This window comes from Leifsonia xyli subsp. xyli str. CTCB07, from assembly GCF_000007665.1.
Taxonomy (GTDB): Bacteria; Actinomycetota; Actinomycetes; order Actinomycetales; family Microbacteriaceae; genus Leifsonia; species Leifsonia xyli_C.
The window spans coordinates 1820793-1845014 of the sequence record NC_006087.1 but is presented as its reverse complement, the minus strand read 5'-3'; the positions used below and the strand labels follow the sequence as shown (position 1 = coordinate 1845014).

At 68.2% G+C, this 24222-nt stretch carries 23 protein-coding genes and 4 pseudogenes; 17 read left to right on the top strand and 10 right to left on the bottom strand.

Annotated elements, in window-relative coordinates; translation table 11 throughout:
* Positions 1-161: 161 nt before the first annotated feature.
* The 12 genes and pseudogenes from LXX_RS08740 to LXX_RS12745 all read left to right on the top strand — a co-directional run.
* A complete protein-coding gene (locus tag LXX_RS08740) occupies positions 162-2675 on the top strand; it encodes a ribonucleoside-diphosphate reductase subunit alpha (protein WP_176714733.1) in 2514 nt (837 codons plus the stop codon).
* A 124-nt stretch (positions 2676-2799) separates the two neighbouring features.
* Positions 2800-3789, top strand: a complete 990-nt coding sequence (locus LXX_RS08730) for a ribonucleotide-diphosphate reductase subunit beta (RefSeq protein WP_011186510.1) — start codon at positions 2800-2802, stop codon at positions 3787-3789.
* A gap of 180 nt (positions 3790-3969) precedes the next feature.
* Positions 3970-4521, top strand: a pseudogene (locus tag LXX_RS08725) (sulfurtransferase); the annotation flags it as partial.
* A 103-nt stretch (positions 4522-4624) separates the two neighbouring features.
* Positions 4625-4792, top strand: a complete 168-nt coding sequence (locus LXX_RS14390) for a hypothetical protein (protein WP_155806811.1) — start codon at positions 4625-4627, stop codon at positions 4790-4792.
* A gap of 200 nt (positions 4793-4992) precedes the next feature.
* Positions 4993-5565 (top strand): hypothetical protein, encoded by a 573-nt coding sequence (locus tag LXX_RS08720; RefSeq protein ID WP_141692760.1) that lies wholly within the window; start codon positions 4993-4995, stop codon positions 5563-5565.
* Positions 5566-5580: 15 nt separating this feature from the next.
* The gene (locus LXX_RS08715) at positions 5581-6147 is read left to right on the top strand and encodes a peptidoglycan-binding domain-containing protein (protein ID WP_141692761.1); all 567 of its coding nucleotides are present in this window, start codon (positions 5581-5583) and stop codon (positions 6145-6147) included.
* A 117-nt stretch (positions 6148-6264) separates the two neighbouring features.
* Positions 6265-6615, top strand: a complete 351-nt coding sequence (locus LXX_RS08710) for a hypothetical protein (RefSeq protein WP_011186507.1) — start codon at positions 6265-6267, stop codon at positions 6613-6615.
* Positions 6612-7091, top strand: a complete 480-nt coding sequence (locus LXX_RS15725; RefSeq protein ID WP_068981803.1) for an ATP-binding cassette domain-containing protein — start codon at positions 6612-6614, stop codon at positions 7089-7091. Before LXX_RS08710 ends, LXX_RS15725 begins: the two co-directional genes overlap by 4 nt.
* 120 nt (positions 7092-7211) lie before the next feature.
* Positions 7212-8201, top strand: coding sequence for a hypothetical protein (locus tag LXX_RS08700; RefSeq protein ID WP_223227628.1), 990 nt, complete (start codon positions 7212-7214; stop codon positions 8199-8201).
* A gap of 65 nt (positions 8202-8266) precedes the next feature.
* Entirely contained in the window at positions 8267-9250 is a 984-nt protein-coding gene (locus LXX_RS08695) for a PLP-dependent cysteine synthase family protein (RefSeq protein WP_011186505.1), read from the top strand.
* A 76-nt stretch (positions 9251-9326) separates the two neighbouring features.
* Positions 9327-10619 (top strand): NtaA/DmoA family FMN-dependent monooxygenase, encoded by a 1293-nt coding sequence (locus LXX_RS08690; RefSeq protein WP_011186504.1) that lies wholly within the window; start codon positions 9327-9329, stop codon positions 10617-10619.
* 96 nt (positions 10620-10715) lie between these two features.
* Positions 10716-11310 (top strand): annotated as a pseudogene (locus LXX_RS12745) (aromatic amino acid lyase); the annotation flags it as partial.
* Between the two features lie 46 nt (positions 11311-11356).
* On the opposite strand, the pseudogene LXX_RS16835 reads toward LXX_RS12745, so the two are convergent.
* The 3 genes and pseudogenes from LXX_RS16835 to LXX_RS08675 form a co-directional block, all read right to left on the bottom strand.
* A pseudogene (locus tag LXX_RS16835) lies at positions 11357-11569 on the bottom strand (hypothetical protein); the annotation flags it as partial.
* A gap of 47 nt (positions 11570-11616) precedes the next feature.
* Entirely contained in the window at positions 11617-11952 is a 336-nt protein-coding gene (locus tag LXX_RS08680; protein ID WP_011186503.1) for a hypothetical protein, read from the bottom strand.
* Positions 11953-12085: 133 nt separating this feature from the next.
* The gene (locus LXX_RS08675; RefSeq protein WP_011186502.1) at positions 12086-12976 is read right to left on the bottom strand and encodes an aminodeoxychorismate lyase; all 891 of its coding nucleotides are present in this window, start codon (positions 12974-12976) and stop codon (positions 12086-12088) included.
* A gap of 126 nt (positions 12977-13102) precedes the next feature.
* Between LXX_RS08675 and LXX_RS08670 the strand changes: the two genes are divergently transcribed.
* Positions 13103-13393 carry a hypothetical protein gene (locus LXX_RS08670; RefSeq protein WP_041767651.1) on the top strand — a complete coding sequence of 97 codons (291 nt, stop codon included), beginning with the start codon at positions 13103-13105 and terminating at the stop codon, positions 13391-13393.
* A 23-nt stretch (positions 13394-13416) separates the two neighbouring features.
* Here the strand turns inward: LXX_RS08670 and LXX_RS08665 are convergent, their stop codons facing one another.
* From LXX_RS08665 to LXX_RS16825, 3 genes and pseudogenes are all read right to left on the bottom strand, one after another.
* On the bottom strand, positions 13417-13905 hold the full coding sequence (locus LXX_RS08665; protein ID WP_011186501.1) for a glutathione peroxidase: 489 nt from the start codon (positions 13903-13905) through the stop codon (positions 13417-13419).
* 52 nt (positions 13906-13957) lie between these two features.
* Entirely contained in the window at positions 13958-14155 is a 198-nt protein-coding gene (locus LXX_RS16830; RefSeq protein WP_370558476.1) for a hypothetical protein, read from the bottom strand.
* 529 nt (positions 14156-14684) lie between these two features.
* Positions 14685-14846, bottom strand: a pseudogene (locus LXX_RS16825) (RpiR family transcriptional regulator); the annotation flags it as partial.
* Between the two features lie 128 nt (positions 14847-14974).
* Here LXX_RS16825 and LXX_RS08655 point away from each other — a divergent pair.
* A complete protein-coding gene (locus tag LXX_RS08655) occupies positions 14975-15697 on the top strand; it encodes an N-acetylmuramic acid 6-phosphate etherase (protein ID WP_011186500.1) in 723 nt (240 codons plus the stop codon).
* 228 nt (positions 15698-15925) lie between these two features.
* Positions 15926-16894, top strand: a complete 969-nt coding sequence (locus LXX_RS08650) for an ABC transporter substrate-binding protein (protein ID WP_011186499.1) — start codon at positions 15926-15928, stop codon at positions 16892-16894.
* 184 nt (positions 16895-17078) lie between these two features.
* Here LXX_RS08650 and LXX_RS08645 read toward each other — a convergent pair whose 3' ends face one another.
* Complete coding sequence (locus LXX_RS08645; RefSeq protein WP_011186498.1) at positions 17079-18713, bottom strand: dolichyl-phosphate-mannose--protein mannosyltransferase; 1635 nt, start codon at positions 18711-18713, stop codon at positions 17079-17081.
* A gap of 26 nt (positions 18714-18739) precedes the next feature.
* Between LXX_RS08645 and rsmI the strand changes: the two genes are divergently transcribed.
* Positions 18740-19558 (top strand): 16S rRNA (cytidine(1402)-2'-O)-methyltransferase, encoded by an 819-nt coding sequence (gene rsmI / locus LXX_RS08640; protein ID WP_011186497.1) that lies wholly within the window; start codon positions 18740-18742, stop codon positions 19556-19558.
* Positions 19559-19651: 93 nt separating this feature from the next.
* Here rsmI and LXX_RS08635 read toward each other — a convergent pair whose 3' ends face one another.
* From LXX_RS08635 to LXX_RS08630, 3 genes are all read right to left on the bottom strand, one after another.
* Positions 19652-21436, bottom strand: a complete 1785-nt coding sequence (locus tag LXX_RS08635; protein ID WP_041767650.1) for a PA domain-containing protein — start codon at positions 21434-21436, stop codon at positions 19652-19654.
* On the bottom strand, positions 21327-21965 hold the full coding sequence (locus LXX_RS13695; RefSeq protein ID WP_081423135.1) for a S8 family serine peptidase: 639 nt from the start codon (positions 21963-21965) through the stop codon (positions 21327-21329). The genes LXX_RS08635 and LXX_RS13695 overlap by 110 nt, the downstream gene beginning before the upstream one ends.
* A 309-nt stretch (positions 21966-22274) precedes the next feature.
* Positions 22275-22709: a hypothetical protein gene (locus LXX_RS08630; RefSeq protein WP_141692764.1), complete on the bottom strand. Its 435-nt coding sequence runs from the start codon at positions 22707-22709 to the stop codon at positions 22275-22277.
* A gap of 459 nt (positions 22710-23168) precedes the next feature.
* Between LXX_RS08630 and LXX_RS08625 the strand changes: the two genes are divergently transcribed.
* Positions 23169-24095, top strand: a complete 927-nt coding sequence (locus LXX_RS08625) for a hypothetical protein (RefSeq protein WP_011186496.1) — start codon at positions 23169-23171, stop codon at positions 24093-24095.
* Positions 24096-24222 lie beyond the last annotated feature (127 nt).

Genomic DNA, 24222 nt, shown 5'->3' with positions numbered 1-24222 from the left:
CATCTGTGGACGACACGCCCACTAGATGTGGGGGCGTAGAAATGTCGGCCCCCCGCTATATAGTGGTCGAGCGACGAGATGCCCGGACCTGCCCCCGGGGAGCCGAGGCTGTGTCGCACGACTTCGCCGCTCGTCCGAGCGGCACGCACAGAGGAGAGAATGTGGCCATCACTGTCGTGAAGCGTAACGGCGAGCGGGAGCCGTACGACGCCAACAAGATCAACCTCGCGATCGAGCACGCTGCGGCGGGGTTGGACGAGAACATCACTTGGGTCACGCAGATCGCGAGCGAGCTTGAGCTGACCCTGTTCGACGGCATCACCACCCAGCAGCTCGACGAGGCGGTCATCCAGGTCGCGCTCCAGAATGTGAAGGACGACCCCGCCTTCGACATCGTCGCCGCCCGTCTCCTCCTAAAGATCATCTATAAGCGCGTCCTCGGCGACTACGCGAGCGGGACGGACGGAGACAACGCCGAGCTGGTCGAGTTGCACGCCCGGCACTTCCGCGGGTACATCGAGCGCGGCGTCTCCGAGACCCTCCTCGACTCGCGCTTCACCGGCCTCTTCGACCTCGACCGCCTCGCTGGCCACCTCGACCCCTCGCGCGACGAACTGCTCAAGTACATCGGCGTCGTCACCCTCAACAACCGCTACGGCATCAAGGCTCGCAACGGCGATTCGCTCGAGGTCCCGCAGTACTTCTGGATGCGCATCGCCATGGGTCTCTCCCTCAACGAAACCGACCCGACGAGCCACGCCATCGCGTTTTACCACAAGATGTCGAAGCTCGAATACCTCGCCGCCGGCTCCACGCTGGTCAACGCCGGAACCGCCTACCCGCAGCTCTCCAACTGCTTCGTGATGGAGATGCAGGACGACATCGAGCACATCGCGAAGTCGGTCCGGGATGTCATGTGGCTGACCAAGGGCACCGGCGGCATCGGCCTCTCCGTCACGAAGCTTCGCTCCCAGGGCTCGCCCATCCGGTCGAACAACACCACCTCCACCGGCCCGATCCCGTTCATGCACACGATCGACTCGGTGCTGCGCGCGGTCAGCCGCGGCGGCAAGAAGTTCGGCGCGCTCTGCTTCTACATGGAGAACTGGCACCTGGATTTCCCGGAGTTCCTGGACCTGCGCCAGAACTCGGGCGACCCCTACCGCCGCACCCGCACCGCCAACACCGCGGTCTGGACCAGCGACGAGTTCATGAAGCGCGTCCAGAACGACCAGGACTGGTACCTCTTCGACCCGCTGGAGGTCGCGGACCTCAACGAGCTGTACGGCAAAGCGTTCTCCGAGCGCTACGCCGAGTACGCCGTGATGGCCGAGGCCGGCGAGCTACGCATGTTCAAGAAGATCAGCGCGCGCGCGCAGTTCAAGGACATCCTGATGAGCCTCCAGACCACCAGCCACCCGTGGCTGACCTGGAAGGACACCATCAACAACCGCGCCCTCAACAACAACACGGGCGCCATCCACCTCTCGAACCTCTGCACCGAGATCACGCTGCCGCAGGATCGCGACAACGTCTCCGTCTGCAACCTGGCTTCGATCAACCTCTCGCGCCACCTGGTCGATGGGGAGCGGGCCAATGGACTCGAGATGGACTGGGCCCGCCTTGAGGAGAGTGCGCGTCAGGCGGTCCGCCAGCTGGACAACCTGATCGACATCACGGTGTCGAGCGTGCCGGAGGCGGACTTCTCGAACCAGCAGAACCGCGCGATCGGCCTCGGCGTCATGGGCTTCACCGATGTGGTGGAGCGGCTCGGCTTCAGCTACGAGAGCGAAGAGGCCTACGCGCTCATCGACGAGATCATGGAGCATGTCTCCTACGCCGCCATCGACGAGAGCGCCGACCTGGCCCAGGAGCGCGGCGCGTACCCGAACTTCGAGGGCTCGCGCTGGTCACAGGGTCTCGTCCCCTACGACTCGATCGCGCTCGCCGAGGCCGACCGCGGCATCCCGATCACGGTGGACCGCACCATCCGCCTCGACTGGGACCGCCTGCGCGAGAAGGTCAAGGGGGGGATGCGCAACGCGACTCTCATGGCCATCGCGCCGACCGCGTCCATCGGCCTCGTCGCGGGCACCACGCCCGGCTTCGACCCGCAGTTCTCGCAGATCTTCAGCCGGTCGACCTCCTCGGGCAAGTTTCTGGAGGTCAACCGCAACCTCGTCGAGGCGCTGCAGGAGCGCGGGCTGTGGGAGGAAACCCGGGAGTCCATCCTGCGCTCGCAGGGCGACATCCAGGGAATCGCGGCGATCCCCGACGAGATCAAGGCGGCGTTCAAGACGAGCTTCCAGCTCTCGCCGCACGCCTTCATCGAGGTCGCGGCGCGTGCGCAGAAGTGGATCGACCAGGCCATCAGCCGCAACATGTACCTGGAGACCCGCGACATCGGCGACATGATGGACATCTACGCCGCGGCCTGGGAGAAGGGCGTCAAGACGACGTACTACCTCCACATGAAGCCGCGCCACCAGGCCGAGCAGTCGACCGTCAAAGTCAACAAGTCCGAGGAGATCTCGGGCGGACGCAAGGGCTTCGCGAGCGTCGGCGCGGGGGTTCCCCCCGCCGTCGTGGCCGAGCCCGCCGCCGCTCCGGCTCCCGTTGCGCCCGCTCGCCGCGGGTTCGGCTTCGGAGGTCTCACGGGAGGTGACAAGCGATGAACAACGCCACCGTGATCGGGGGCTACGACGTGCCGGTCGACCCGATGGACGACCTGCAGTGCGAGTCCTGCCAGTAGTCGCTCCCCGCGCAAGCCGTCGAGTCTGAAAAGAGGATAAAGAGAACATGGGCATCCTGGGAACCGGGATCGAAGAGGGCCTGCTGCTCAAGCCGGTGAAGTACCAGTGGGCGATGGACCTGTACGACCAGGCCGTCGCGAACACCTGGTTCCCGAACGAGATCCAGATCGGCGAGGACATCGCGGACTTCAAGAAGATGACCGACGAAGAGCGTCACGCGGTCACCTTCCTGATGAGCTACTTCAACCCGAACGAACTGCTGGTGAACAAGGCGCTCGCGTTCGGCGTCTACCCCTACATCAACGCGGCCGAGGCGCACCTCTACCTCGCCAAGCAGATGTGGGAGGAGGCCAACCACTGCATGTCGTTCGAGTACGTCCTGGAGACGTTCCCGATCGACCGCGAGCAGGCGTACAACTCCCACGTGGATGTGCCGTCGATGGCGAGCAAGGAGGAATTCGAGGTCCGCTTCATCAAGCGGATGACCGAGCAGGCGCTCGACATCACGACGACCGAGGGCAAGCAGGACTTCATCCGCAACCTCATCGCGTACAACGTCATCCTCGAAGGCATCTGGTTCTACTCGGGCTTCATGGTCGCGCTGTCGTTCCGCCAGCGGAACCTGCTGCGCAACTTCGGCTCGCTCATCGACTGGGTGGTGCGCGACGAGTCGCTGCACCTGAAGTTCGGCATCAACCTCATCCTCACCGTTCTCGAAGAGAACCCGGACCTGCAGACGCCCGAATTCGCGGCCGAGATCAAACAGATGATCCTGGACGCCGTGGAGATGGAAGAGCAGTACAACCGCGACCTCCTGCCCGGCGGCATCCTGGGCCTCAATGCCAACTACATCAACCAGTACGTCAAGTACCTGGCCGACCGCCGCCTGGAGGAGCTGGGCTTCGAGGCCGAGTACAAGGTCTCCAACCCGGCCAAGTGGATGGCGACCGCCAACGACACCCTGGAACTGGTGAACTTCTTCGAGTCGACCAACACCTCGTACGAGTCGAACGCGAAGGCGTCGAGCGGCCGCTGAGCCGGCTCGCTCCGCGCGAACGGCGTCTTGAGGATCTGTGCGATCCGGGGCGCCGTTTCGCCGTCTCTGCGCTGCGACCCGGTTTCTAGGATGAACGGATGACCTCTCCGCTCGTCTCCGCCGCTGACCTCGCCGCCGCTCTCGCCGGTCCGCGCCCGCCCGTCGTCCTCGACGTGCGCTGGAAGCTCGGCGGCCCGCGCGTGGTGGCTTCTCCGGCAAGCGGGGTTCGGGGATGTCCGCGTGCTCGACGGTGGCCTGCGAGCGTGGCAGGGGGCGCTCTCGACGGAGGACGCACACCCGGAGCGGGGCGATGTCTCGCTGGGCTACGGTGCGCTTCCGACGCTCGACGCGGACGGCGCGGCCGCGGTCGCCCGCGACGGGGTGCTCCTCGACGCCCGCGCGGGGGAGCGCTACCGCGGCGAGGTCGAACCTGTGGACCCACGGGCCGGGCACATCCCGGGAGCTGTGAGCGCTCCCACGACCGGGAACCTCGGGCCGGACGGACGAATGCTCACCGGTACCGTGCTGGCCGGGCGGTTCGCCGCCCTGGGGGTGACGCTGGATGCGCCGGTGGGCGTGTACTGCGGGTCGGGCGTCACCGCCGCGCACGAAGCCCTGGCACTGGTAGCGGCCGGGCTGCCGATGCCGGCGCTGTACCCGGGGTCCTTCTCGGCGTGGTCGAACGACCCGGCGCGGGAGGTCGCCCTCGGGGACGGCCGTTGGTCTTTGTGAAATAACGGATCTAAAAGTTGCAATTTCTCTGCATCTGTTCCTAAGATGTTGTTATATCGCAGGGAATCTGTGATACCGACATCGGAACAGAGGGGAATCCACCGTGCGTACCAAGCCAAGCATCACCAAGAAAATCGCGAGTCTTGCCGGAGCCTCGGCGCTGGCCGCTGCGGCGCTGTTCGGCGTTTCCGCCACGACCGCATCGTCCTCGGCGGAGGCCGCCTGCGCATCGCTCGCGCGGTGGTCGGTGTACAACAGCAGCTGCAGTTAGGCGCGGCACTTCAACATCATCAGCGGCAAGACCTACAAGTACGCGCCGTGGGTCGGCAAGCAGCGGACGTCGGCGCAGTCGGTGTGCTGGGCCAACATGACCCACTACGGATATCAGGCCGCCTGATGCCCCTCTGCCCTTTCGGGCGGCGAACGCGACGTGGTGGCCGCGCTGCCACCGCGTCCGCGGTTGTTTTCCTCGTGTCCGTTCTCACCGGGTGCTCCGCGTCGGTTGAGGGCTCCGGCCCGTCCCGGTCGTCCGCCAGCGGACAGGTTCCGGAGTTCGAGGGGCTGTGGGCGGCGGAGTTCACGTCGGCGTACGGCCGGGCTTCGTCCGCGTTCGAGCGCTCCATCCTGGCTGATGGACGGATCACCGACCAGGAGCTCGCCGAGGTCAGGGACAAATTCACCGTGTGCCTGTCCGCGTTCGGGTTCACGGGCCTCCGTTTCGAGGACAGCGGTGAGTTCCAGTTCGACGCGCCTGAGGGTGCGGACGCCGACACGACGAACGACCAGGTGAAAGACTGCTCCACCGAGGCCGGCGAAGCGACGATCGGATCCCTGCACTCGTGGATCCGCCGCAACCCCGAGAACCAGGACGAGGGGACGATCATGGCCGCGTCCCTGGTTCGCAAGGGGGTCGTCGATCCGTCTTACACAGCGGCGGACTACGTCGATGATGCGCCGACCGAGTCTTTCCCGTTCGTGACCGGAAAGCCCGGACCCGTCGTCTTCCAGGAGTGCAGCCTGGATCCGCTCGGACTCTACAGCTGAATGGCGGGCCAGAGGTTGCGCAGCAGCAGCGCGAAGATCGGCCTGATCGGGCTGGCGCTCCTGGTCGTCGCGTCGGGCGGCGTGGCAGCCGGTGCGCTGTTCTTGACTCCGGCCGTGCCGGAGATCCTGCAGACGGCCGCTGACGTCGGCGACGTCCCGGTGAGTCAGCGCTCCTTCGAGGACAAACACACGGTCGAAGTGGTGTTCTCCCTCGCGGCCGACACGCTCATCACCACGCAGGCGACGGGTCGGATCACCGCTTTCGATTGCCGGTCGGGGAGCGTGTTCGAGTCCGGGGCGAGCAACCTCTCCGTCGATGGTTCGGGTGTGGTGAACCTGGCGACGTCGGTCCCTCTCTGGCGCGACCTGGCATCCGGAGACACCGGAGAGGACGTGCGGGCCCTGCAGACCGAGCTCACACGGCTGGGGTTCCCGGTCCGTGCGGACGGAACGCTCGGCCGGGCGACGCTGCGCGCGGACGCCGATCTCCTTCGCCGGACCGGCGCGGCGGCGGACACGGTGGATGTCGTGGCGGCGACCCGCTTCCTGTGGCTTCCCGCCGCCCGCGTGGCGGTCGAGTAGTGCAAGACGTCGGTCGGCGCCGCGATCTCCGCCGGCGCTGAGGTCGCCGCGCTTCCGGGCTCGCTCGCGGCAGCGGCCGTCGCTCGCCAGCCGAGCGCTACGGTCGCCGGCGACCGCGTGCTTCTCCTCGAGGGCCGACGGTTGCCGGTCGGCTCCGACGGAGCGGTGACGGATCCCGCCGCCCTGGCCGAGATCGCCGCATCGTCGGCTTTCGCGGACGCGCGCCGCGGCTCGAGCGCCACGATCGCGGCCAGTTCTGCCCTGGCCGAGCCGATCACGGTCTCGGTCGTCCCTCCGGGAGCGCTCTACGGCGTCCAAGGCCGGAAGGGATGTGTCGTCAACGGGTCGGGCGCGAGGCCGGTGGAGATCATCGGCTCCGAGCTCGGCCAGAGCTTCGTGAGGTTCCGCGCGGGGGAACCTCCCTCCGGGGTGGTCCTCTCCCCGGAACGGCCGCCGGCGTGCAAGTGACGCTGCGGGGCGTCGGTCACCGTTTCCCGGCCGGCCCCTGGCTGTTCCGCGGTCTGGACACGGTGCTGCGGCCCGGCCGGGTGTACGCGCTGACCGGGCCGTCCGGATCCGGCAAGAGCACGGTGCTCAATCTTTTGGCGGGCTGGACCGCCCCGGCTGAGGTCACGGTGGAACGCCGATCGCCCGGCCGGGCGGCCTGGGTGTTCCAGAACCCGCACGGTTTCCCCGGACGGTCGGCTGCGGATCACGTCGCCCTGCCTCTGTTCGCCCAGGGGGAGACGACGCAGTGTGCGGATGCGGCGGCGCGGCGGCTGCTGGCCCGATTCGGGCTGGCGGCCGCGGCCGATCGCCCGTTCCGGTCCCTGTCGGGCGGAGAGACGCAGCGGTTGATGCTCGCGGTATCGCCGTGCGTCCCGGGCTGTTCCTCGTGGATGAGCCGACCGCACAGCTGGACATCGCTACCGCCGCCGAGGTGAACGCGGCGCTCGTGCATCTTGCGATCGCCGACACCATCGTCGTCGTCGCGACGCACGACGAACGGACGCGGGACGCGTGTACGGACCGGATCGACTTGCGCGACGGTCCTTGCCCTCATCTTGGCCGGGGTGTCCGCCGGACTCGCCGCTGCGGAGCTCAGCGTGGTACGTTCGCTCACGGAACGGGCCGTGGCGTTCCGAGCGGCAGGGGCCTCCGTCATCACGCTCGCAGCGGCGGATCGCATCGACGGCTGCAGCTGCGATCGGCTGGCGGAACTGCCCGGCGTGCGAGCGGCCGGAGCGCTGCGCGACAGTGGGCGCGGGGTGAGCGCTGCGACGCTCCCCTCGTCCAGCATCCCGGTGTTCGAGGTCACCCCGGTGTTCGCTGCGATCCTGCCCGCTGAGCGCGCCGCCATCACCGGGCTCCTGGTGTCGGACCAGGTCGCCGAGGCGCTCGCGGTCCGCGCGGGAGACTCCATCGCCACGGAGGACGGCCCGGTCGGGGTGGCCGGGGTCTACGGCTATCCGAGTGACGGCCGGCGGCCGTGCTACGGGTACGCCGCGCTCGCTCCAGCCGGGGACTCAGACGCTTTCGACGAGTGCTGGATCGACGTCTGGCCGCTCTCGTCGGACATCCCGAAGCTGCTCCACACGACCCTCCTGCCCACTCAGGCGGACGATGAGCGGCCGGTGCTCTCCCAGCTGAACACAACGCGGGGCGCGAGCTTCGAGGGGGAGACGCTGTTCGCGGGCCGGATCACGCAGTACGGCGGCCCGGTCGCTCTCGCGCTCGGCGCGGGGCTCGGTTTCGTCGCGGTGCGATCGCGGCGCATGCATCTGGCGTCCGCTCTCCATGCCGGTGTCTCTCGCGCGGATCTGGCCGCGATCACCGCACTGGAGACCGTTGTCTGGGTGATCCCGTGCTTAGTCTTCACCGCTGCGGTGATCGGGGTCTTCGCCGCGGGCGGGGCCGACGCGGATGCCGTGACGACCGCGATCCTCGGCGGACGTATCGGCCTGCTCGCCGCGGCCGGAGTGCTGCTCGGGACCGCAGCCGGGTTCGGACTGGTTCGTGAGCGGCACCTGTTCCGGTACTTCGCGGACCGCTGAGCGGCCTCCCGTAATACGCGGCAACCTCCGTGCGCCGTCGCCGTCCGAGTGCCTATCGTTCCCCTATGACCGCACTCGCCACCCGTCCCGCCGACCCCGCCTCGAGCCTTTCGCCGGGCGAGGTCTGCGATTCGGTGGCGGCGCTGATCGGGAACACGCCGCTAGTGGAGCTGCGCTCGCTCACAGCCGGCCTGGGTGCGCGCATCCTGGTGAAGCTGGAGGGACGGAACCTGGGCGGTTCGTCCAAAGACCGCACCGCGCTGAGCATGATCCGCACCGCGGAGGCGTCCGGCGCCCTCTCTCCCGGCGCGACGATCGTGGAGGCGACGAGCGAGAACACCGGGATCGGGCTGGCGCTGATCGGGCGGCTGACAGGGCATCCCGTGATCATCGTTCACAGCGCGGACATTGCGGACGAGAAACGGAAGGTGCTCGCCGCGTACGGTCCGCGGCTGGTCGAGGCCCTGTGGGACGCGGCCCCGGACGACCCGGCGAACCCCCGGGCCGTCGCGGATCGGATCGCCCAGGAGATCCCCGGTGCGTGGCGTCCGGCGCAATTCGCGAACACAGCGAACCCGGCGGCGCACTACCGCGGCACCGGGCCGGAGATCTGGCGGCAGACCGCTGGACGGGTCACGCACTTCGTCGCGTCCGTCGGCACCGGCGGCACGGTCAGCGGGGCCGGGCGCTACCTGAAGGAGGCGAGCGGCGGCGCTGTGAACGTCGTGGGGGCGAACCCGGTGGGTTCGACGTACGGCGGGGGACAGGCCGGGCGGATACTGGTCGACGGCGTCGGGACGGCGTGGCCGCGCGAGTTCTGGCCGGAGAACTTCGATCCCGCGGTCGTGGACGCCGTGGACACGGTCGAGGACGCTGCCGTCTACTGCACCCTCCGCCGGCTCGCCGCAGAGGAAGAGCTGCTGCTCGGGCCGTCCGTCGGCGCTCGCTGTCGCCGTCGCGCTGCGGCTGGCGCGGTCGGCGGAGCCGGGCGCGGTCATCGTGGCCGTCGCCCCCGACGGCGGGGTGAACTACCTGACGAAGGCTTCTGACGACGGCTGTCTGTCCGCTGCGGGTGTCGCGGGCGTGGAACAAGAACACAACGGAGACAGGATCTGATGGCTCTTCGTGCATTTCGGCTGGTTTCTCGGTGCCGGGTTCGGCGTCCAGGGCTGGGGCGACCCCACCTACGGCATCGGCTACGACTGGCGGCAGCCGACGGTGTACCAGGAGGCGGCGCGAGCCTTCGAGGGCGCCGGCTTCGATCTCTTCATCGTCGAGGATGGCGTCGCGGTGCCGGACACCTACGGTGGCACGGCCGAGGTGAACCTCGCCGCGGCCCGGTTCGTGCCGAAGCATGATCCGCTGCCGCTGGTGCCCTCCCTGCTCAGCGCGACCAGCCGGCTCGGCGTGGTCCTGACGCTGAGCGCCAGCTTCACCGATCCGTTCACCGCCGCACGCCTGCTGAGCACGCTTCAGCACTTCGCCGGCGGACGTCTCGGCTTCAACGTCGTCACCAGCGGCTCCGACCTCGCCGCACAGAACTACGGGCTCGACAAGCAGGTCGAGCCCGATCTGCGCTACGACCGGGCCTATGAGTGGGTGGAGGTGGTTCGCAAGCTCTGGCGCAGCTGGGAGCCCGACGCCATCGTCGAGGATGCCGCCACCGGCGTCTACGCCGACTTCCGCAAGGTTCACCCGATCCACCACGAGGGCCGGTTCTTCACCGTGCGCGGTCCGCTCAACACCGCCCCGGCCGCCGAGGAGCCGGTGATGGTGCAGGCGGGGGCGTCCGGCCGTGGACGCGACTTCGCGGGGAAGAACTCGGATGTGGTGCTCGCCCTCGCCTCGACGCCGGAGCGGATGCGCGAGCACCGCGACAGCATCCGCCGGGTCGCGACCGAGAACGGCCGCGATGCCGACGCGATCACGGTGCTGTTCGTGGTGCAGCCCATTCTGACCGCCAACGCCGAGGAGACCGCGAGCGTGCGCGCCGCCCGCTCCGAGCTGACGAAGGCGGCGATCGACGAGCAGCTGCAATCCATCTCCTACCTGACTGGCGTCGACTTCAAGAGGTTCGACCTGGACGCCCCGCTGCCCGAGATCACGACCAACAGCAATCGCGGAACGCTCGACAACTTCCTCTCCTCGGCCCCGGCCGGCTCGACACTGCGCGAGATCCTGCGGAAACGCGCCAACGAAGACGGGCTCGCCCTCATCGGCACCGCCGACGAGGTGGCCGATCACCTGGGCGAGCTGGGGGAGGCGGTCGGCGGCGACGGCTTCCTGTTCACCGGTCAGGTACACCCGGCGAACGTCCACCGCACGCTCGACCCGCTCGTCCCGGCGCTGCGCCGCCGCGGGCTCCTCCGGACCGAGCTCGGCGATGGCGGCCTGCGCCAGAACCTCGCGGACTTCTGAGGTCTCCCCGATGGTCCGTCTCGGTTCGGCAGCGCCCACGGCCGCGGACATCGTCGCGATCGCTGCGGGGGCCCCGTCGAGCTGGACGCGGACGCTGTGGCGACGCTCGCCGCCTCCCGGGCCGTCGTCGAGCGTGCGATCGCCGTGGGAGAAGCGGTCTACGGTCTGAATCGGCGTCTCGGCGCCGGCCGGGACGAAGCGGTCGCTCCGGCCGAGTTCGCGACCTTCCAGCGGCGGACCATCGCGAACCACCGCGGCGGCATCGGCGCGGCACTGCCCGCCCTCGAAGCGCGGGCGGTCGTGGCCGCCTGGCTCGCCGGGTTCACGCGGGGCGGGGGTCCGGGTGGAGCTGGCGCGGGCGTATGCGGCGCTTCTGAACGCGCGGGTGACCCTGCTCATCCCTTCCCGGGGCTCCGTTGGCGCGGCCGATCTCACCGCGCTCGCGGAGGTGGCTGCGGTGGTGACGGGGGAGGGCCGGGTGCTGCCGGATGCCTTCGCTTCCGACGCGCTCGCCGCCGCGGGCCTGACCCCCGTGGAACTGGCCCACCACGAAGCGCTCGCCGCGATCAGCGGCAACGCGTACAGCGTCGGCGTCGGCGTCGGCGCGCTGCTCGTGGCGGACGTGGAGGCGGTGGCCGTTGCCGCCGACCGCGCGGCGGCGCTTTCTCTGGAAGCCGTCTCGGGCAACCTCAGTCCTTACTCCGAGATCATCGCCGATGCCCGCGGCGCCTCCGGCCAGCGCGCCTCCGCCGTGGCTGCGTGTGGCCGATGGACTCCCGCCCAAGTTCCAGGCAGATCTTCGGCAGCTGTGTCGTCTTGCCCGAACTGGTCTCGCCCGCGACGATCACGACCTGGTTCTCCCGGATCGCGCGCGCGATGTCCTCCCGCTTCTGGCTGACGGGCAGCTCCGGCGGGAAGACGATGCGGGGGAGAGCGGCGGGGGAGGGCATAAACCTTCCAGTCTATCGGCGTCAACGGCCGTCGCGGGGGCGGACTGTTACGCGCGCTCGAGCTTGTCGAGCATCCCCCAGACCGCTTCGCTCAGCTCCGGATGCTCCAGTGCGATCTGTCGCAGCAGACTGTACTTGAAACGTTCGAAGGTCGTCCGGCCGGTCGCGGGGCGGTGCGCCCGCGACCGCTCCTCGCCGAGGTCGATGTCTTCGAGCGCCCCGGCGCGCAGGGCGATGACGACCTGCTCATCCACGCTCGGCATGTCCGGGATGAACTGCCACGGGTCTTCGCCGGCCCGGCAGCGCTGTTCGATGAGCGAGGCGAGTTCGTCCCGCGCCTGCTGGCGCAGCACTTCGACACTGCGTGGAACCTCGTCGGTCACGGTATGGCCTCCCCCCGCTCGCGGATGGCTCCGGCTGCGGAGCCGGACTGGGTGGGTACAGCCTAGGCCGGGAGACGGGCCATCGCGAATCGGGGCGTAACGAGGGGTCTACCGAAAGATGAATAGTTGGTGTTCAGTAGGTTCTTTCCAACAAATACTTGTTGAGATTGGCGGTGAGAACGGCGTCGACAGGATATTTTTTTCCGTTGATTTGTGTGATCGGGGCCGCTTGCCGCACGCTGGACACCAGCCAAAGTGCATCAGCGGCGAAAAGCTCCTTGACACTGATGCGGCGGTATTCCGTCTTCTGCCCGCGCTCCTCGAAGAACGCGAACGCCGCCGCCTGGGTGGTCCCCGCGAGGATGCCTTGATCTGTTTGCGGGGTGACCACGGCACCCCCCGTGAGCAGGAGGAGATTCGAGGTGGGGCCCTCCAGCGCGTAGCCGTCCGAGCTGAGAAAGATCGCGTCGTCCGCTCCGCGTCGGACGGCCTCGCGCTGGGCGGCGCGGTTGACGGCGTACGAGAGCGTCTTCGCACCCGCGAGCAGCCACGGCGAGGTCTCGGCCACGTCGTGACGAAGCCCGCGGTCGAGAGTGACGACACGGATTCCGAGGCGTTGCTGGGTGAAATCCTCGCCCCGGTCGACGAGTACCCACCCGCTCGGCCGCCCCTCGCCCTCGACGCCGCGCGTGTAGATGAGCTTCGCGTACAACTCGCGCTCCGCGCCGTTGCGCTCGCGGTAGTCGGCGACCCCAGCGAGAACGGCCTCGTGCCAGCGGCGCTCGGCGGGCGCGGGGAGGTCGAGCAGCGCGGCGGAGTGCGCCAGACGGATCAGATGCGGGCCCAGCGACTGCGGGCGGCCGTCGATCACGGCGATGGTCTCGAAGACTCCGTCGCCGCGGGTCACGGCGAGGTCGGTGATCCTGACCTGCGGGGCGGCGAAGTCGGCGACGGCGTAGCCGGGGCCGCCCGTGGCTGTGGCTGCGTCGGGCGCAGCGATCGTGAGCAGTGTGGCGCCAGTCATGGGTCCATTGTCGTCTCAGCGGCGGCCCCGGTGAGGTGCGGCGGCTCAGTCGCTCTCGCGGCGGTGGAACGCGGCGGCTTGTGTCGCCCACTCCCGGGGAGAGGGGAGGCCCCGTAGGCTTCCCGTGTGCCTTCGTTTCGCGTGATCGTCTCCGTCGGCCGGCTGCGTCCCGGAGTCGCTGCCCAGAGCGTCGAGACCGCGGCGGCGGAGGCGGCGGCCGAACTCACCGTGGTCGAGGCCACCGGCGTGGACGCCGTGGCGGGCGAAGCCCGCCTCACCGTCCGCTTTCTGGCGGACGGGGCCGAGGAAGCGCTCCGCATCGCCGAGCACACCGTGGCCGGTGTCCAGCGGTGCGCGGAGGTGGGCCGCTGGCAGCTCACCGAGCGCGTCGGCGGCCGGTGGTTCCGGCGGGCCTGATCCGGCGCGCTTCCGGTTCCGGGTCACACCGCCGTCGGCAGCGCCTGCTCGATGAGCCCGATGATCTCGGGAGCGTCCGGCTCGGTCGTCGGGCGGAACCGATGCACCGCGCCGCCGGGGGTGATCATGAACTTCTCGAAATTCCACTTCACCTTCCCCGCCTTGCCAGCGGCGTCGGGGTAGGTGGTCAGCTCTGCGTAGAGCGGGTGCGCCGAGCGGCCGTTCAGCTTCACTTTCTCCATCATCGGGAAAGTGACGCCCCAGGTGGTCGAGCAGTATTCCTTGATCGCGTCCGTGCTGTTCAGCTCCTGCAGGAACTGGTTGCTCGGGAATCCGATCACGGTGAAGCCGCGGTCGCCGTAGGTCTTCTGCAAGCCTTCGAGCTTCTCGTACTGCGGGGCGAGCCCGCAGCGGGAGGCGACGTTGACGACGAGGATGACCTTGCCCGCGAAAGCCGCGAGGGAAGTGGGTTCGCCGTCGATGGTGCGGAACGGGATATCCATCAGGCTCATGATCGGAGTCTACGTCCGCTGCGGCGCCGCTCCTCTGCGACTCAGCGAAGACTCAGCCGGCCCGATGCCGGGTCGGCGGCAGCCGGTGCGTCTGCACCGCGTCGTAGGTGAGCTGCAGCGGGGGCAGCGTCCGGCCGTGGAGCCGCTGCACCAGGCGCACGAAGAGGAAGTCGACCACCGCGAGCTGTGCGATCCGGCTGGACATCGCGCCCGGCCGGTAGCGGGTCTCCGAGGCGCTGGTCACCAGCACATGGTCGGCCTGCTCGGCGATCAGCGAGGCCGGGAAGTTCGTCACCGCCACGGTCGCCGCCTCCGGCGAGGCGTGCCGTCGAGAGGCTATCGACGGTCTCCACGCTGAGACCCGAGTGCGAGAATCCGACCGACACCGAACGGCCGGTGAGCAGCGCGCCGCTGGTCAGGGCGAGGTGGATGTCGCTGTTGTAAAAGGAGACGAGACCGATGCGGTGCAGTTTCTGCTGCAGGTCGATGGCGGCGAGGGCGCTGGAGCCGACACCGTAGATGTCCACCCGGTCGGCTTTCGCGATCGCGCCGGCCACGGCATCCAGTGTGGTGGTGTCGACGGACGACGCTGTCGACTCGATGGCGTGGGCCTCGTGGTAGGCGACCTTCGCGAGCACGTCATGCGCGTCGTCGTCCGCTTCGATCTCGCCGTCCGAGACGCCGAAGCGGCCGAGCGAGACTTCTTCGCGGCCGCGGGTCGAGGCCAGTTCCAGCCGGAGTTCGCCGCACCCCGCATACCCGGCCGCCTGGCAGAAGCGCACGACCGTCGCCACCGAGGTGGAGCAGCGCTCGGCCAGTTCGGTGATCGGCAGGTCGACGATCGAAGCGGGGTCGGCCAGGATGGCGTCCGCCACCCGCTGTTCGGAGGGCCGTAGCCCCGGTCGCGCCTGGGCGATCCTCGCCACCGCGTCTTCGCTCATCCCGGACCTCCTGCCGATTGCTCCCGCACGATTCTGCCTTAATGCTTGTATTGACCATCCGCGTCGCGGCCGTGTAAAGGATATTTCTTTGGCTTGAACTCTATGGATATTTAGGCCAGGATCGGCGCATGACCATCCCCGCAGCCACCGCCAGCCACCGGCTCCCGCCGACCGAACTCCGCAGCCCGGACTCCACAGGGCTCGACGAACTGAGCACGCTCGAGCGGCTCCGTCTCCTCAACGCGCACGACCGGCGGGCGATGGAGGCGGTGGCCGAGGCACTGCCGCGGGTGGCCGACCTCGTGGACCAGGCGGCCCCGCGGGTGCGCCGCGGCGGTGTGGTCCACTACTTCGGTGAGGGTACCCCGGGCCGCCTCGCGGTGCTCGACGCCGCCGAACTGCTGCCGACGTTCCATCTGGAGCCCGGCATCGTCACCGCCCACATCGCGGGTGGCGAGCGCGCGCTGACGGTCGCCGTCGAAGACTCCGAAGACTTCGTGGCCGACGGCGAGCGGGATGCCGACCTCCTCGGCCCGGACGATGTCGCGATCGGCGTCACCGCCTCCGGCAGCACGCCCTATGTGGGCGGCGCCCTCCGCCGCGCCCGCGAGCGTGGAGCGTTCACAGCGCTCGTCACGAGCACCCCCGACGCCGCGCTGGCCGGCCTCGCCGACATCCTGATCGCGGTCGAGACCGGTCCCGAGGTGCTTACCGGTTCGACGCGGCTGGGCGCGGGCACCGCGCAGAAGACGATCCTCTCCGGCTTCTCGACGGCGCTCATGATCGCGCTCGGACGCACCTACTCCAACCTCATGGTCTCCGTCGTCGCGACCAATGCCAAGCTCCGCTAGCGCACCCTCCGCATCCTGGGCGAGGCCGGCGCACCCGAGGACGAGGCCGAGGCGCTGCTGGCCGCGGCCGGCGGCGATCTCAAGGCCGCGATTGTCGCGCTGCTGACCGGCGCCGACGCCGACCGCGCGGCCGTGGCGCTCGCCGCCGCCTCCGGCTCGGTCCGCGACGCCGTCGCCGCGCTGCACGCCTGACCCATACCGTTTCACCACCCATCGAAGGAGATCTCAGTGAAGAGAAAACTCAGCACCGTGGCCGCTCTCGCTCTCGGGCTGGCCGGCTGCGCACCGGGGTCCGGCTCCACCAGCGCGGAGGAAAGCGGCGACGTCACGCTCGCCGTCTGGTCGTGGCGTCCCGAGGACAAGGCCGCCTACACCAGGATCTTCGCCGAGTACGAGAAGCGGCATCCCGGGGTCACCGTGAAATTCTCGGCGTTCAAGAACACCGAGTATCCGCAGGTGCTCACCACCGGCCTGACCGGCAGCGGCGGCCCCGACATCGCTCAGGTGCAGGCCTACGGCAAGCTGCAGCCCTATGTGGACGGCGGCAACCTCGTTGCCCTCGACGGCAAAATCGCGGGACTGAAAGACATCGACGAGGCCGCGCTCGCGGGCGCGACGGGAAAACAGGACGGCAAGGTCTACGGTGTCCCGTTCGCGATGCAGACGCTCCAGACGTTCTACAACAAGGACATCTTCGCCAAGCACAAGCTCTCGGCGCCGACGACCTGGGACGAATTCGTGCGCGTCGACGCCACACTCAAGCAGAACGGCGTCACACCGATGGCCGTCGGCGGCAAGGACACCTGGACCCTGCCCATCCTGCATGACACGCTCGCTGCGGCGGTCTACGGCGGCAGCGCGTTTCAGAAGGAGGTTGTTTCCGGCGCGACGACGTTCCAAGACCCGGCCTACGTGAAGGGCATCCAGACCGTCGCCTCGCTGCAGGACGACCTGCCGAAGGATGTTGTGGGCGTCAGCTACACCGACGCCCAATCGCTCTTTCTCGCCGGCCAGGCCGGGATGTACCCCGGCGGCTCGTTCGAGCTGGGCTTCTTCACCGCGCAGAACCCGAATCTGAAACTGGGCGTGTTCGCCGTGCCGCCGTCTCCCGGCCCGGTCAGCGAGACCGCGCTGACGCCCGGCTACGCCGACGGCTCGTCGCGATGGTGTCCGGCGGGGAGGGGCTGTCGGTCGTGAAGCTGCTGCTCATCGCCGGGCTCGTCGGCTGCGTCATCGGGTTGAAGCTGGCGCACTGGTCGACCCCGAAGCGGGCGCACGGAGCGCCCCCGGCCTCCACCGCCCCGCCCGAGCGCGAGCACCGCGACGCCAGCTCCATCGGTCGTGGCCTGCGGCAGGGGGACGTCGCAGACGCCATCCCGGGTCAGACCCAGCTCGGCAGCCACATATGCGCCTGCCAGAACCAGAAAGGCACCTGCTGCCCGGTCCAGAGCGGCCAGAAGAAGACGCTGATCGCTGTCGCGGCTACGAGAAACGCGGCCGTCCACGCGATCCCGCGCCGGCGCCGGCGCTCGGGGTCTGTGCGCTTCCCGACCACAAGGGCCGCCACGGCCGCCAGCCCGAGGATCAGGTACGGTTCGAACGCAATCGAGTAGAAGGTGAAGATCGTGCGGTTGATGTAGATCAGCCACGGCACGTAGCCGGCCGCGAAGCCGGTCAGGATCAACCCGACCTGCCACTCGCGAAACCGGACCAGGCGGTAGGCCAGGTAGAGCAGCGCCGCGGTCGCCGCCCACCAGATCAGCGGGTTGCCGAGCGAGGTGATCGCCTCGGAGCAGCCGCCCGGGGCCGTGCAGCCCCCCTGGCCCTGCGGATCGCCGATGTAGTACATGCTCGTCGGGCGGATCATGAGCGTCCACGTCAGCGGGTTCGACTGGTACGGATGCGGTGTGTGCAGGTTGATGCTGTAGTTGTACATCTCCTTCTGGTAGTGCCAGAGGTTCTGGAACCACAGCGGAACCCAGGAGAGCCCGTCCGCCCACTGCGCATGCACCGACTGTGCCCAGCCGCGGTAGACGCCGCCGCTGGTGACCAGCAAGCCCGTCCAGGTGGCGAGGTAGGAGGCGAACGCGATCGGCACCATGAGCGCGAACGTCGCCGGGGCCTGCTTGAGGAGGCCGCCCGATGCGGAGAACGCGAGCCTCTCGCGGCGGCGCGCCACGATGTCCACCAGCACCGTGTACACGGCGAAGAACGCGAGGAAGTAGAAGCCCGTCCACTTCACGCCCGCGCACAGCCCGGTCAGGACACCGGCCGCGAGCAGCCACGGCCGCCACCAGAGTACCGGTCCCCAGGCCGGGTCCTTTCCCGCCTCCCGCGCCGCCGCCACCCGCGCGGCCAGCCGCGTCGCATGCGCGTCGCGGTCGAGGAGCACACAGCCGAACGCGAGCAGCGCCAGAAGCATCACCGAGCTGTCGAGCAGCGCCACCCGGCTCATGACGATCGCGTGCCCATCGATCGCGAACAGGAACCCGGCGATGGCCGCCACGGCGGTCGACGCGAACAACTTCCGCGCGATCAGGAACACGACCAGCACGGCCAGGACGCCGACGATCGCCGTCGACACCCGCCAGCCGAACGAGTTCCCGGCGCCGGTCGCGGCCATCCCGAGCCCGATGATCCACTTCCCGAGCGGGGGGTGGGTGACGAACGACGGATTCGAGCTGAACACATTCACATCGCCCGCGGCGAACGACGAGTCCGCTTTCTGGGGCCAGCTGCCCTCGTAGCCTAGGTGCCACAGCGTCCACGAGTCCTTCACGTAGAAGGTCTCGTCGAACACGAGCGTGTGGGGCCATCCCAGGTTCCACAGCCGCAGCACGGCGGCGAGCAGCGTCACCGCGACCGGTGTGCCCCAGTGCCAGACGCGCAGCCGCGCAGCCGTGCATAGCACGCGCGCCGCCCAGTCGTCCAGGCGGCTGCCGGTGCGCTCGGCGCGATGCCCGGCCGCACCGGCGGGTGCTGTCGGTGCGGCGTCGACGGGCGAAGACGAGGTCATCGCCTCATCCTGACAGACTGAACCTTATGATCATCCTCGCTGCGACCCCGATCGGCAATCTCGGCGACGCCTCGGTTCGCCTGGTCGAGACCCTCGCCGCCGCCACCATCGTCGCCGCCGAGGACACCCGTGTCGCCCAGCGCCTCCTCGCCGGGCTCGGCGTCACGGGCCGTCCGCGCCTCGTCCCGCTTCACGAGCACAACGAGCGCGACCGGGCAGCCGAACTGGTCGAGCTGGCGCGGGACCGGGACGTCGTCGTCCTCTCCGACGCGGGGACGCCGACCGTCTCCGACCCCGGTTTCCCGCTCGTCTCCGCCGCTGTGGCGGCGGGCGTCGCCGTGACCGCCCTTCCCGGCCCCTCGGCCGTGCTGACCGCGCTCGCCGTCTCCGGGTTGCCGACCGACCGCTTCGCCTTCGAGGGCTTCCCGCCGCGGAAGCCGGGGGAGCGGGCCGCCGCCTTTCGCGCGCTGGCGGCCGAATCGCGGACGATGGTGTTCTTCGAGTCGCCCAACCGGCTCGCCGCTTCTCTCACCGGTATGGCGATCGGCTTCGGACCCGATCGGCGTGCGGTCGTCTGCCGCGAACTGACGAAACTCTACGAAGAGGTGCGTCGCGGCACGCTCGGCGAGCTGGCGGAGTGGGCTCATGAGGGGGTCCGCGGCGAGATCGCGGTGGTCGTCGCCGGGGCGCCCGCCTCCCTGGCGGACCCGGAGGCCGCGCTCGCACAGGTGCTCGCCCTGGTCGCCGGCGGGATGCGCCTCAAAGACGCCGCCGCCGAGGTCGCCGAGGCCACCGGCCTCGGCCGTCGCGACCTCTACCAGGCCGCTCTTCCCCGCAAACCCTGACCCTGCTTTCGCGGAGGCTGCCGGGGTGGAGGGCCAGCCTGTACCCCTTAATCGAGTGAGAACGGTTTTAGATCGATGAGACGGCCTCATCGGCTAGAACGGCCTTCTTCTCGGAATGTCGCGCGCCCACCAGGGGCTCACGGTTATTTTGGTCTGCACCCCCGGATAGGTGTTGAGCGCAGAGGACGGCAGCGTTGCGAGCGTCGGCCAGGTGCCGGGGAAGAACCCGCGCAGCGTGTAGTCGAAGGTGACAGCGCCGCCGGCCTGCGGAGGACTGGTGTGGATCGCGTAAGTCAACGCCGGGTCAACGACATCGACGGCCTTCCCGCTCGTGCCGTCGCGGTTCTCCGCGACGGTGAACGATCCGCCGGTGGCGTTGGCCTGCGGCTTCCCCTGGTAGAACACCCTTTGCCCTTCGGTGTCGCCGAGACGCAGCCACAATTGGAAGGTGTTCGCGCCCGTCTCGTCGGCGGTCGGTATTCTGTCCCACTCCATGATGAGCCACGAGACGTCAGTTCTGTTGTTTGTAAGTATTGCGATGCGGATACCTGCGTTCTCAGCGAGCCGAGGCGATGACGGGTCCATATCTGTCCAGAACGCCGCAATCGCGTTGTTCGGCGCTTTGCCGTTGATGTCACTGGGGTACTGGGGCGGTATGAAATCCTTATCCAGATATCCCACGATGATATAATCGTCGCTCATCACATTAAGTGAGGTGTAGGTCTCTCCACCGTATTTGAAGGCGGGGACGGTATAGTTCCAGCCACCGCCGTCCCCGTAGTCGGGCTTTGGCGGTGCGCCGTAGCTCGCGAGACTGTCGAAGTCTCCCGGCCATTCGCTCAGGGTTTCGGGTGCGAAGGAGTCAATCGTCGCAGGCTTGGCACCGGAGAGCGTCCCACTCCAATCGGCTCCCATGAAGGATCGCTTCGCCGGGGCGGTGACGTTGTTCAGCGGGAGGAACGGACTCGCGAAGGTTTTGACGTGGGAATCCACATCGACCGGCATCTGGTTTTTCGCCGAGACGGTGCAGGTCGTTGTCGCGCCGAACTCGATCTCCGCCGGAGCGCAGCTCTGGGTCAAGGCGATCGCCGCGTCGCCTTTGTTGGCGGCCACCGGAAGCACGACCGGCGTTCCTCTCCCGTAAGGCGTGATCGTGATCTGGCCCTCGTGCCAGCCGTTCTTGGCCTCCAGGCCGTTGAGCGTCACCGTCAGTTCGCGGCTCTTTCCCGCGCTGAGCGAGAACCACGACGGGTACACCCCGATGGAGAGGCCGTTTCCGCCACGTGTCGTCACCGCGAAAGACTGCCGCGAACTCGTCACATTCGTCACGGTGCGCTTGACCACGGCCGCACCGGGGAGCGGGTCGACGGAGACGCTCGGGAGGTTCAGGTTGATGCGGCTGAGCCGATCGGTCAAACCGGTGGCGAACTTCGCGGCCGTCTCGCTGATCGTGAGCGTCGGCGACAGCGCCCTGTTCGCGCGGATCGATCCCGCCCCGCGCTGGAACACCCCGGCGGCCGAACCATCGGGGTGCGCCTTGAGGAAGGAGACCAGGTCGTCGTTCGGCCCATCGAGGTGGATCGCGGGGAGCGGCTGGCTGTCGGCTTCCGTATCGCTGGTGACCGGGTTGTAGAGGATCATCTCGGCCGCACCGCCCTGCAGGGCGTTCGCGCCCTTGTCCTCCCGGTCGTTCTCGCCTCTTTCGCAGGCGACGACTTTGCCCGTCAGCGTCCCCGCGGCGAAGGGGGCGGTGCATTCTGCGCCCCCCTCATAGCCCGAAACCGCGGAGGCCAGAACTACCGGACTCGGCGTGACACCCTGCGTGAGCGTCACACCCGCCTTGTGGTAAGAGGCGCCGTCGGCAGCGGTCAGGGTCACCGTCGAGGTGTACCTTTTTGTCCAGGGTCGACGCTCCGACGCTCGTCATCCACGGACTCATGTTGCCGACAGTCGACGCATCCGGTCCCGAGTTGCCAGCAGCGGCGTTCACGGATATGCCTGCCGCATACGCATCGAGGAAGGCAAGGCCGACGGGGCTCAGATACGTCGTGTTGTCGCCGCCCACGGAATAGTTGATGACGTCGACGCCATCGAGGATGGCCTGCTGCACAGCGGCCACAATGTCAGAGGCGATACCACCGTTCGGACCGAGTGCCCGGTAAGCGATGACCGAAGCGCCGGGAGCGACGCCACTCACCGGTCCCCGATTTGTGCCGAGCAGCGGGGCGTCCTGGACATAGTCGCCGACGGCGGTCGTCGTCGTGTGGGTGCCGTGGCCCTCCGAATCGCGTGCGGAGCATGCGGTCGCCGAACAGTAATCCTGCGCCCCGACCGGGTACATCGTACGGTAGCCGTCGAGGAAGGCGTACGCCCCCCACCAGTTTGTGGTTGCACGAGAACGCCGCATCGCCGCCGTCGCCGAATTCGCACTTCCAGGGACCGCCGGCCGGCGCGGGAAGCCCGCGGTCGGCGAGCATCGGATTCTCGGGCCAGATACCCGTGTCGATGTCGCCCACGATCACCCCGGCGCCGGCCCTATCGCGTCCGCCGAGAGAGGGCCACGCGGCAGCGGCACCGATGAAGGTGGAGGATTCGTCGCTGAGCTGCGATTCTTTGCCCGTGGCCAGTCGCGCGCTCGTTGCCGCACGGGAGGGCCCGGGAGGTACGGGTGCGTTGGCCCCCGCGCCGGAGGGCCCGGACGGTGCGGGGGCATCCGTCATCGCTGTGGGCAGCTTTGCAGTGCATTGTTCTGCACCGCAGCGACCCCCGGCACCGAGAGCAGTGCCTTCGCGTCACGCGCGGGAACTTTGACGACAAGGCCGCCGTACGCGACCCTATAGGTGGACAAAATGGACACCGATGGTATCGCCTTGTGGATCGCGGCCGTCGCGGCCGCGATCTTCTCATCGACGTATCTGAGATACGCCTTGACCGCTGGGTCTGAGAGGGAAAGCTTCTTCCCTGTGATCTCCGGGCTCGTCGCGGCGAGTCCCTTCACGCCACCGGTGTAGGAAGCCACCGGGTCCACGTCGACTTTGACCATCGCCGGGATGACCGCAGCGTCGGTGAGATTCACAATCGCTCCATCGCTCTGCGCAAGCTGACCTGATTTGGACTTCGCGCCCTTGACTCGCTGGCCGACGGGAGCCACGGGAGTAACCTTGTACTGATGCGCATCTGCCGCGACCGCGGCCGGGGCTACGAGTCCGGTGGCTAAAACGGGCGCCGTCACCGACGCCACAACAAGAAAATGAAGGAGACATCTTCGCATTTGGGGGATTTACCTCTCGTGTCGATCGTGCTGCCGTATAGCAGCACGATCCGGAGGTGGTATTACATGAATTATCTCAATGGCCAGTCATTATTTGCATGCTTTTTTGTGCGATCGCGGCGCTGGCGAATCGCCGGCAGCCCCGCCCCGGACGCCAACGATGCGAAGGCCACAGCGGTACGGGACCGTCACTCATCATCCCCTCGTCCGGCACTCGGATCCGCGCGCGTGGCTCAGGCTTGACCGATCCGCGTTCGAGAGCCCGCCCCAGTGAGAGCCCCCGAGCGCACCGCGGAGCGCCAGACCCGGCTGGGCCGCTCAGAGAATCCAGGAGATGATGTGCTCTCGTTTTTCAGCGTCCTCCCGAAGGGAATCGCCCGCGTCGCGCTCGTAGCCGCGCTCGTCACGGCGTCGACCACGGCTACCGGTTCCGCAGCGCACGCCGCACCGACGGACCGGCATGCGACCGTGTCGAGACCTCTCGTCTACGTGGGTCACCTCCATGTGCCGCACTCGGGGTCCGAGAGCAAGGTGGATCTCTACGGGAGCGTCACCGTCGCCGGGAACCGCTCCGGGGCGACCTCGACGCGGTTCTCCGCGTCCGAATACAACGCGGTCGCCTTGCAATACGACCAGGTGCCCTTCACCTCGAATGGCGTGCAAGACGTGAGCGCCACGATCAAGGTAGACCTGTGGGAAAACTGGCAACCGGTCTTCATCTCCGACACGCATATCGCGTACGGAACGATCGACACATCGAACGCGCCCTATGGATTCAACAAGGTCAAAATCAACGGTGACGATGGCCGCTTCGTCGAGGTGGCCTATCTCAAGCTCGCACACTGGTCCCGGGTCGGACTGTACGGTGTCACGCTGACGAATTCGGACGACGACCCTGCGAAGATCTATGGCTCGATCAGGGGTGACTTCAAGCAGAATATCTGGGGTTCTGGGACGATCTCTCCCTACTGGCTTTTCGGACGCTATGCCGCGGAGGCTTCTCAAGTGCGGCGCGGGAGCCCGATCTGGTTGTCGACACCCCCATACTTCTTCTACCTGTACCCGGACAGGGAGAATAATGTGAGGGTTTCCGTCGACATTTGGGGCTACAACTACATCTTTGCGAATGCGCACATCGCACAGGGGATTGTGACGATCCCGACCACCACGTCCACCACTCCCGTGGAAGGCTCATCGGAGATCCCCGGGCCGAATGGCTCCGTGACCGTGTATTGGCAGAGCGTGCTGGAATCGGAGACAGACTGAAAGCGGAGCTTCTGCGCGCTCCGCCCACGGCGCGCCGAGTGAGCGCTGGCGTCGAGACCTGACGACCGGGCCGATTCGAATCGTCGCCGAATCCTGCCGGACGTTTGCCCGCTCCCGGCGTGTCCCG

What these genes read in the sequence shown, in the direction of transcription:
- LXX_RS08730 (WP_011186510.1), top strand. Translation starts at nt 2,800, where the DNA reads ATGGGCATCCTGGGAACCGGGATCGAAGAGGGCCTGCTGCTCAAGCCG.
- LXX_RS08695 (WP_011186505.1), top strand. Translation starts at nt 8,267, where the DNA reads ATGACCGCACTCGCCACCCGTCCCGCCGACCCCGCCTCGAGCCTTTCG.
- LXX_RS08675 (WP_011186502.1), bottom strand. Translation starts at nt 12,976, where the DNA reads ATGACTGGCGCCACACTGCTCACGATCGCTGCGCCCGACGCAGCCACA.
- LXX_RS08665 (WP_011186501.1), bottom strand. Translation starts at nt 13,905, where the DNA reads ATGAGCCTGATGGATATCCCGTTCCGCACCATCGACGGCGAACCCACT.
- LXX_RS08655 (WP_011186500.1), top strand. Translation starts at nt 14,975, where the DNA reads ATGACCATCCCCGCAGCCACCGCCAGCCACCGGCTCCCGCCGACCGAA.
- LXX_RS08645 (WP_011186498.1), bottom strand. Translation starts at nt 18,713, where the DNA reads ATGACCTCGTCTTCGCCCGTCGACGCCGCACCGACAGCACCCGCCGGT.
- rsmI (WP_011186497.1), top strand. Translation starts at nt 18,740, where the DNA reads ATGATCATCCTCGCTGCGACCCCGATCGGCAATCTCGGCGACGCCTCG.
- LXX_RS13695 (WP_081423135.1), bottom strand. Translation starts at nt 21,965, where the DNA reads ATGCGGCGTTCTCGTGCAACCACAAACTGGTGGGGGGCGTACGCCTTC.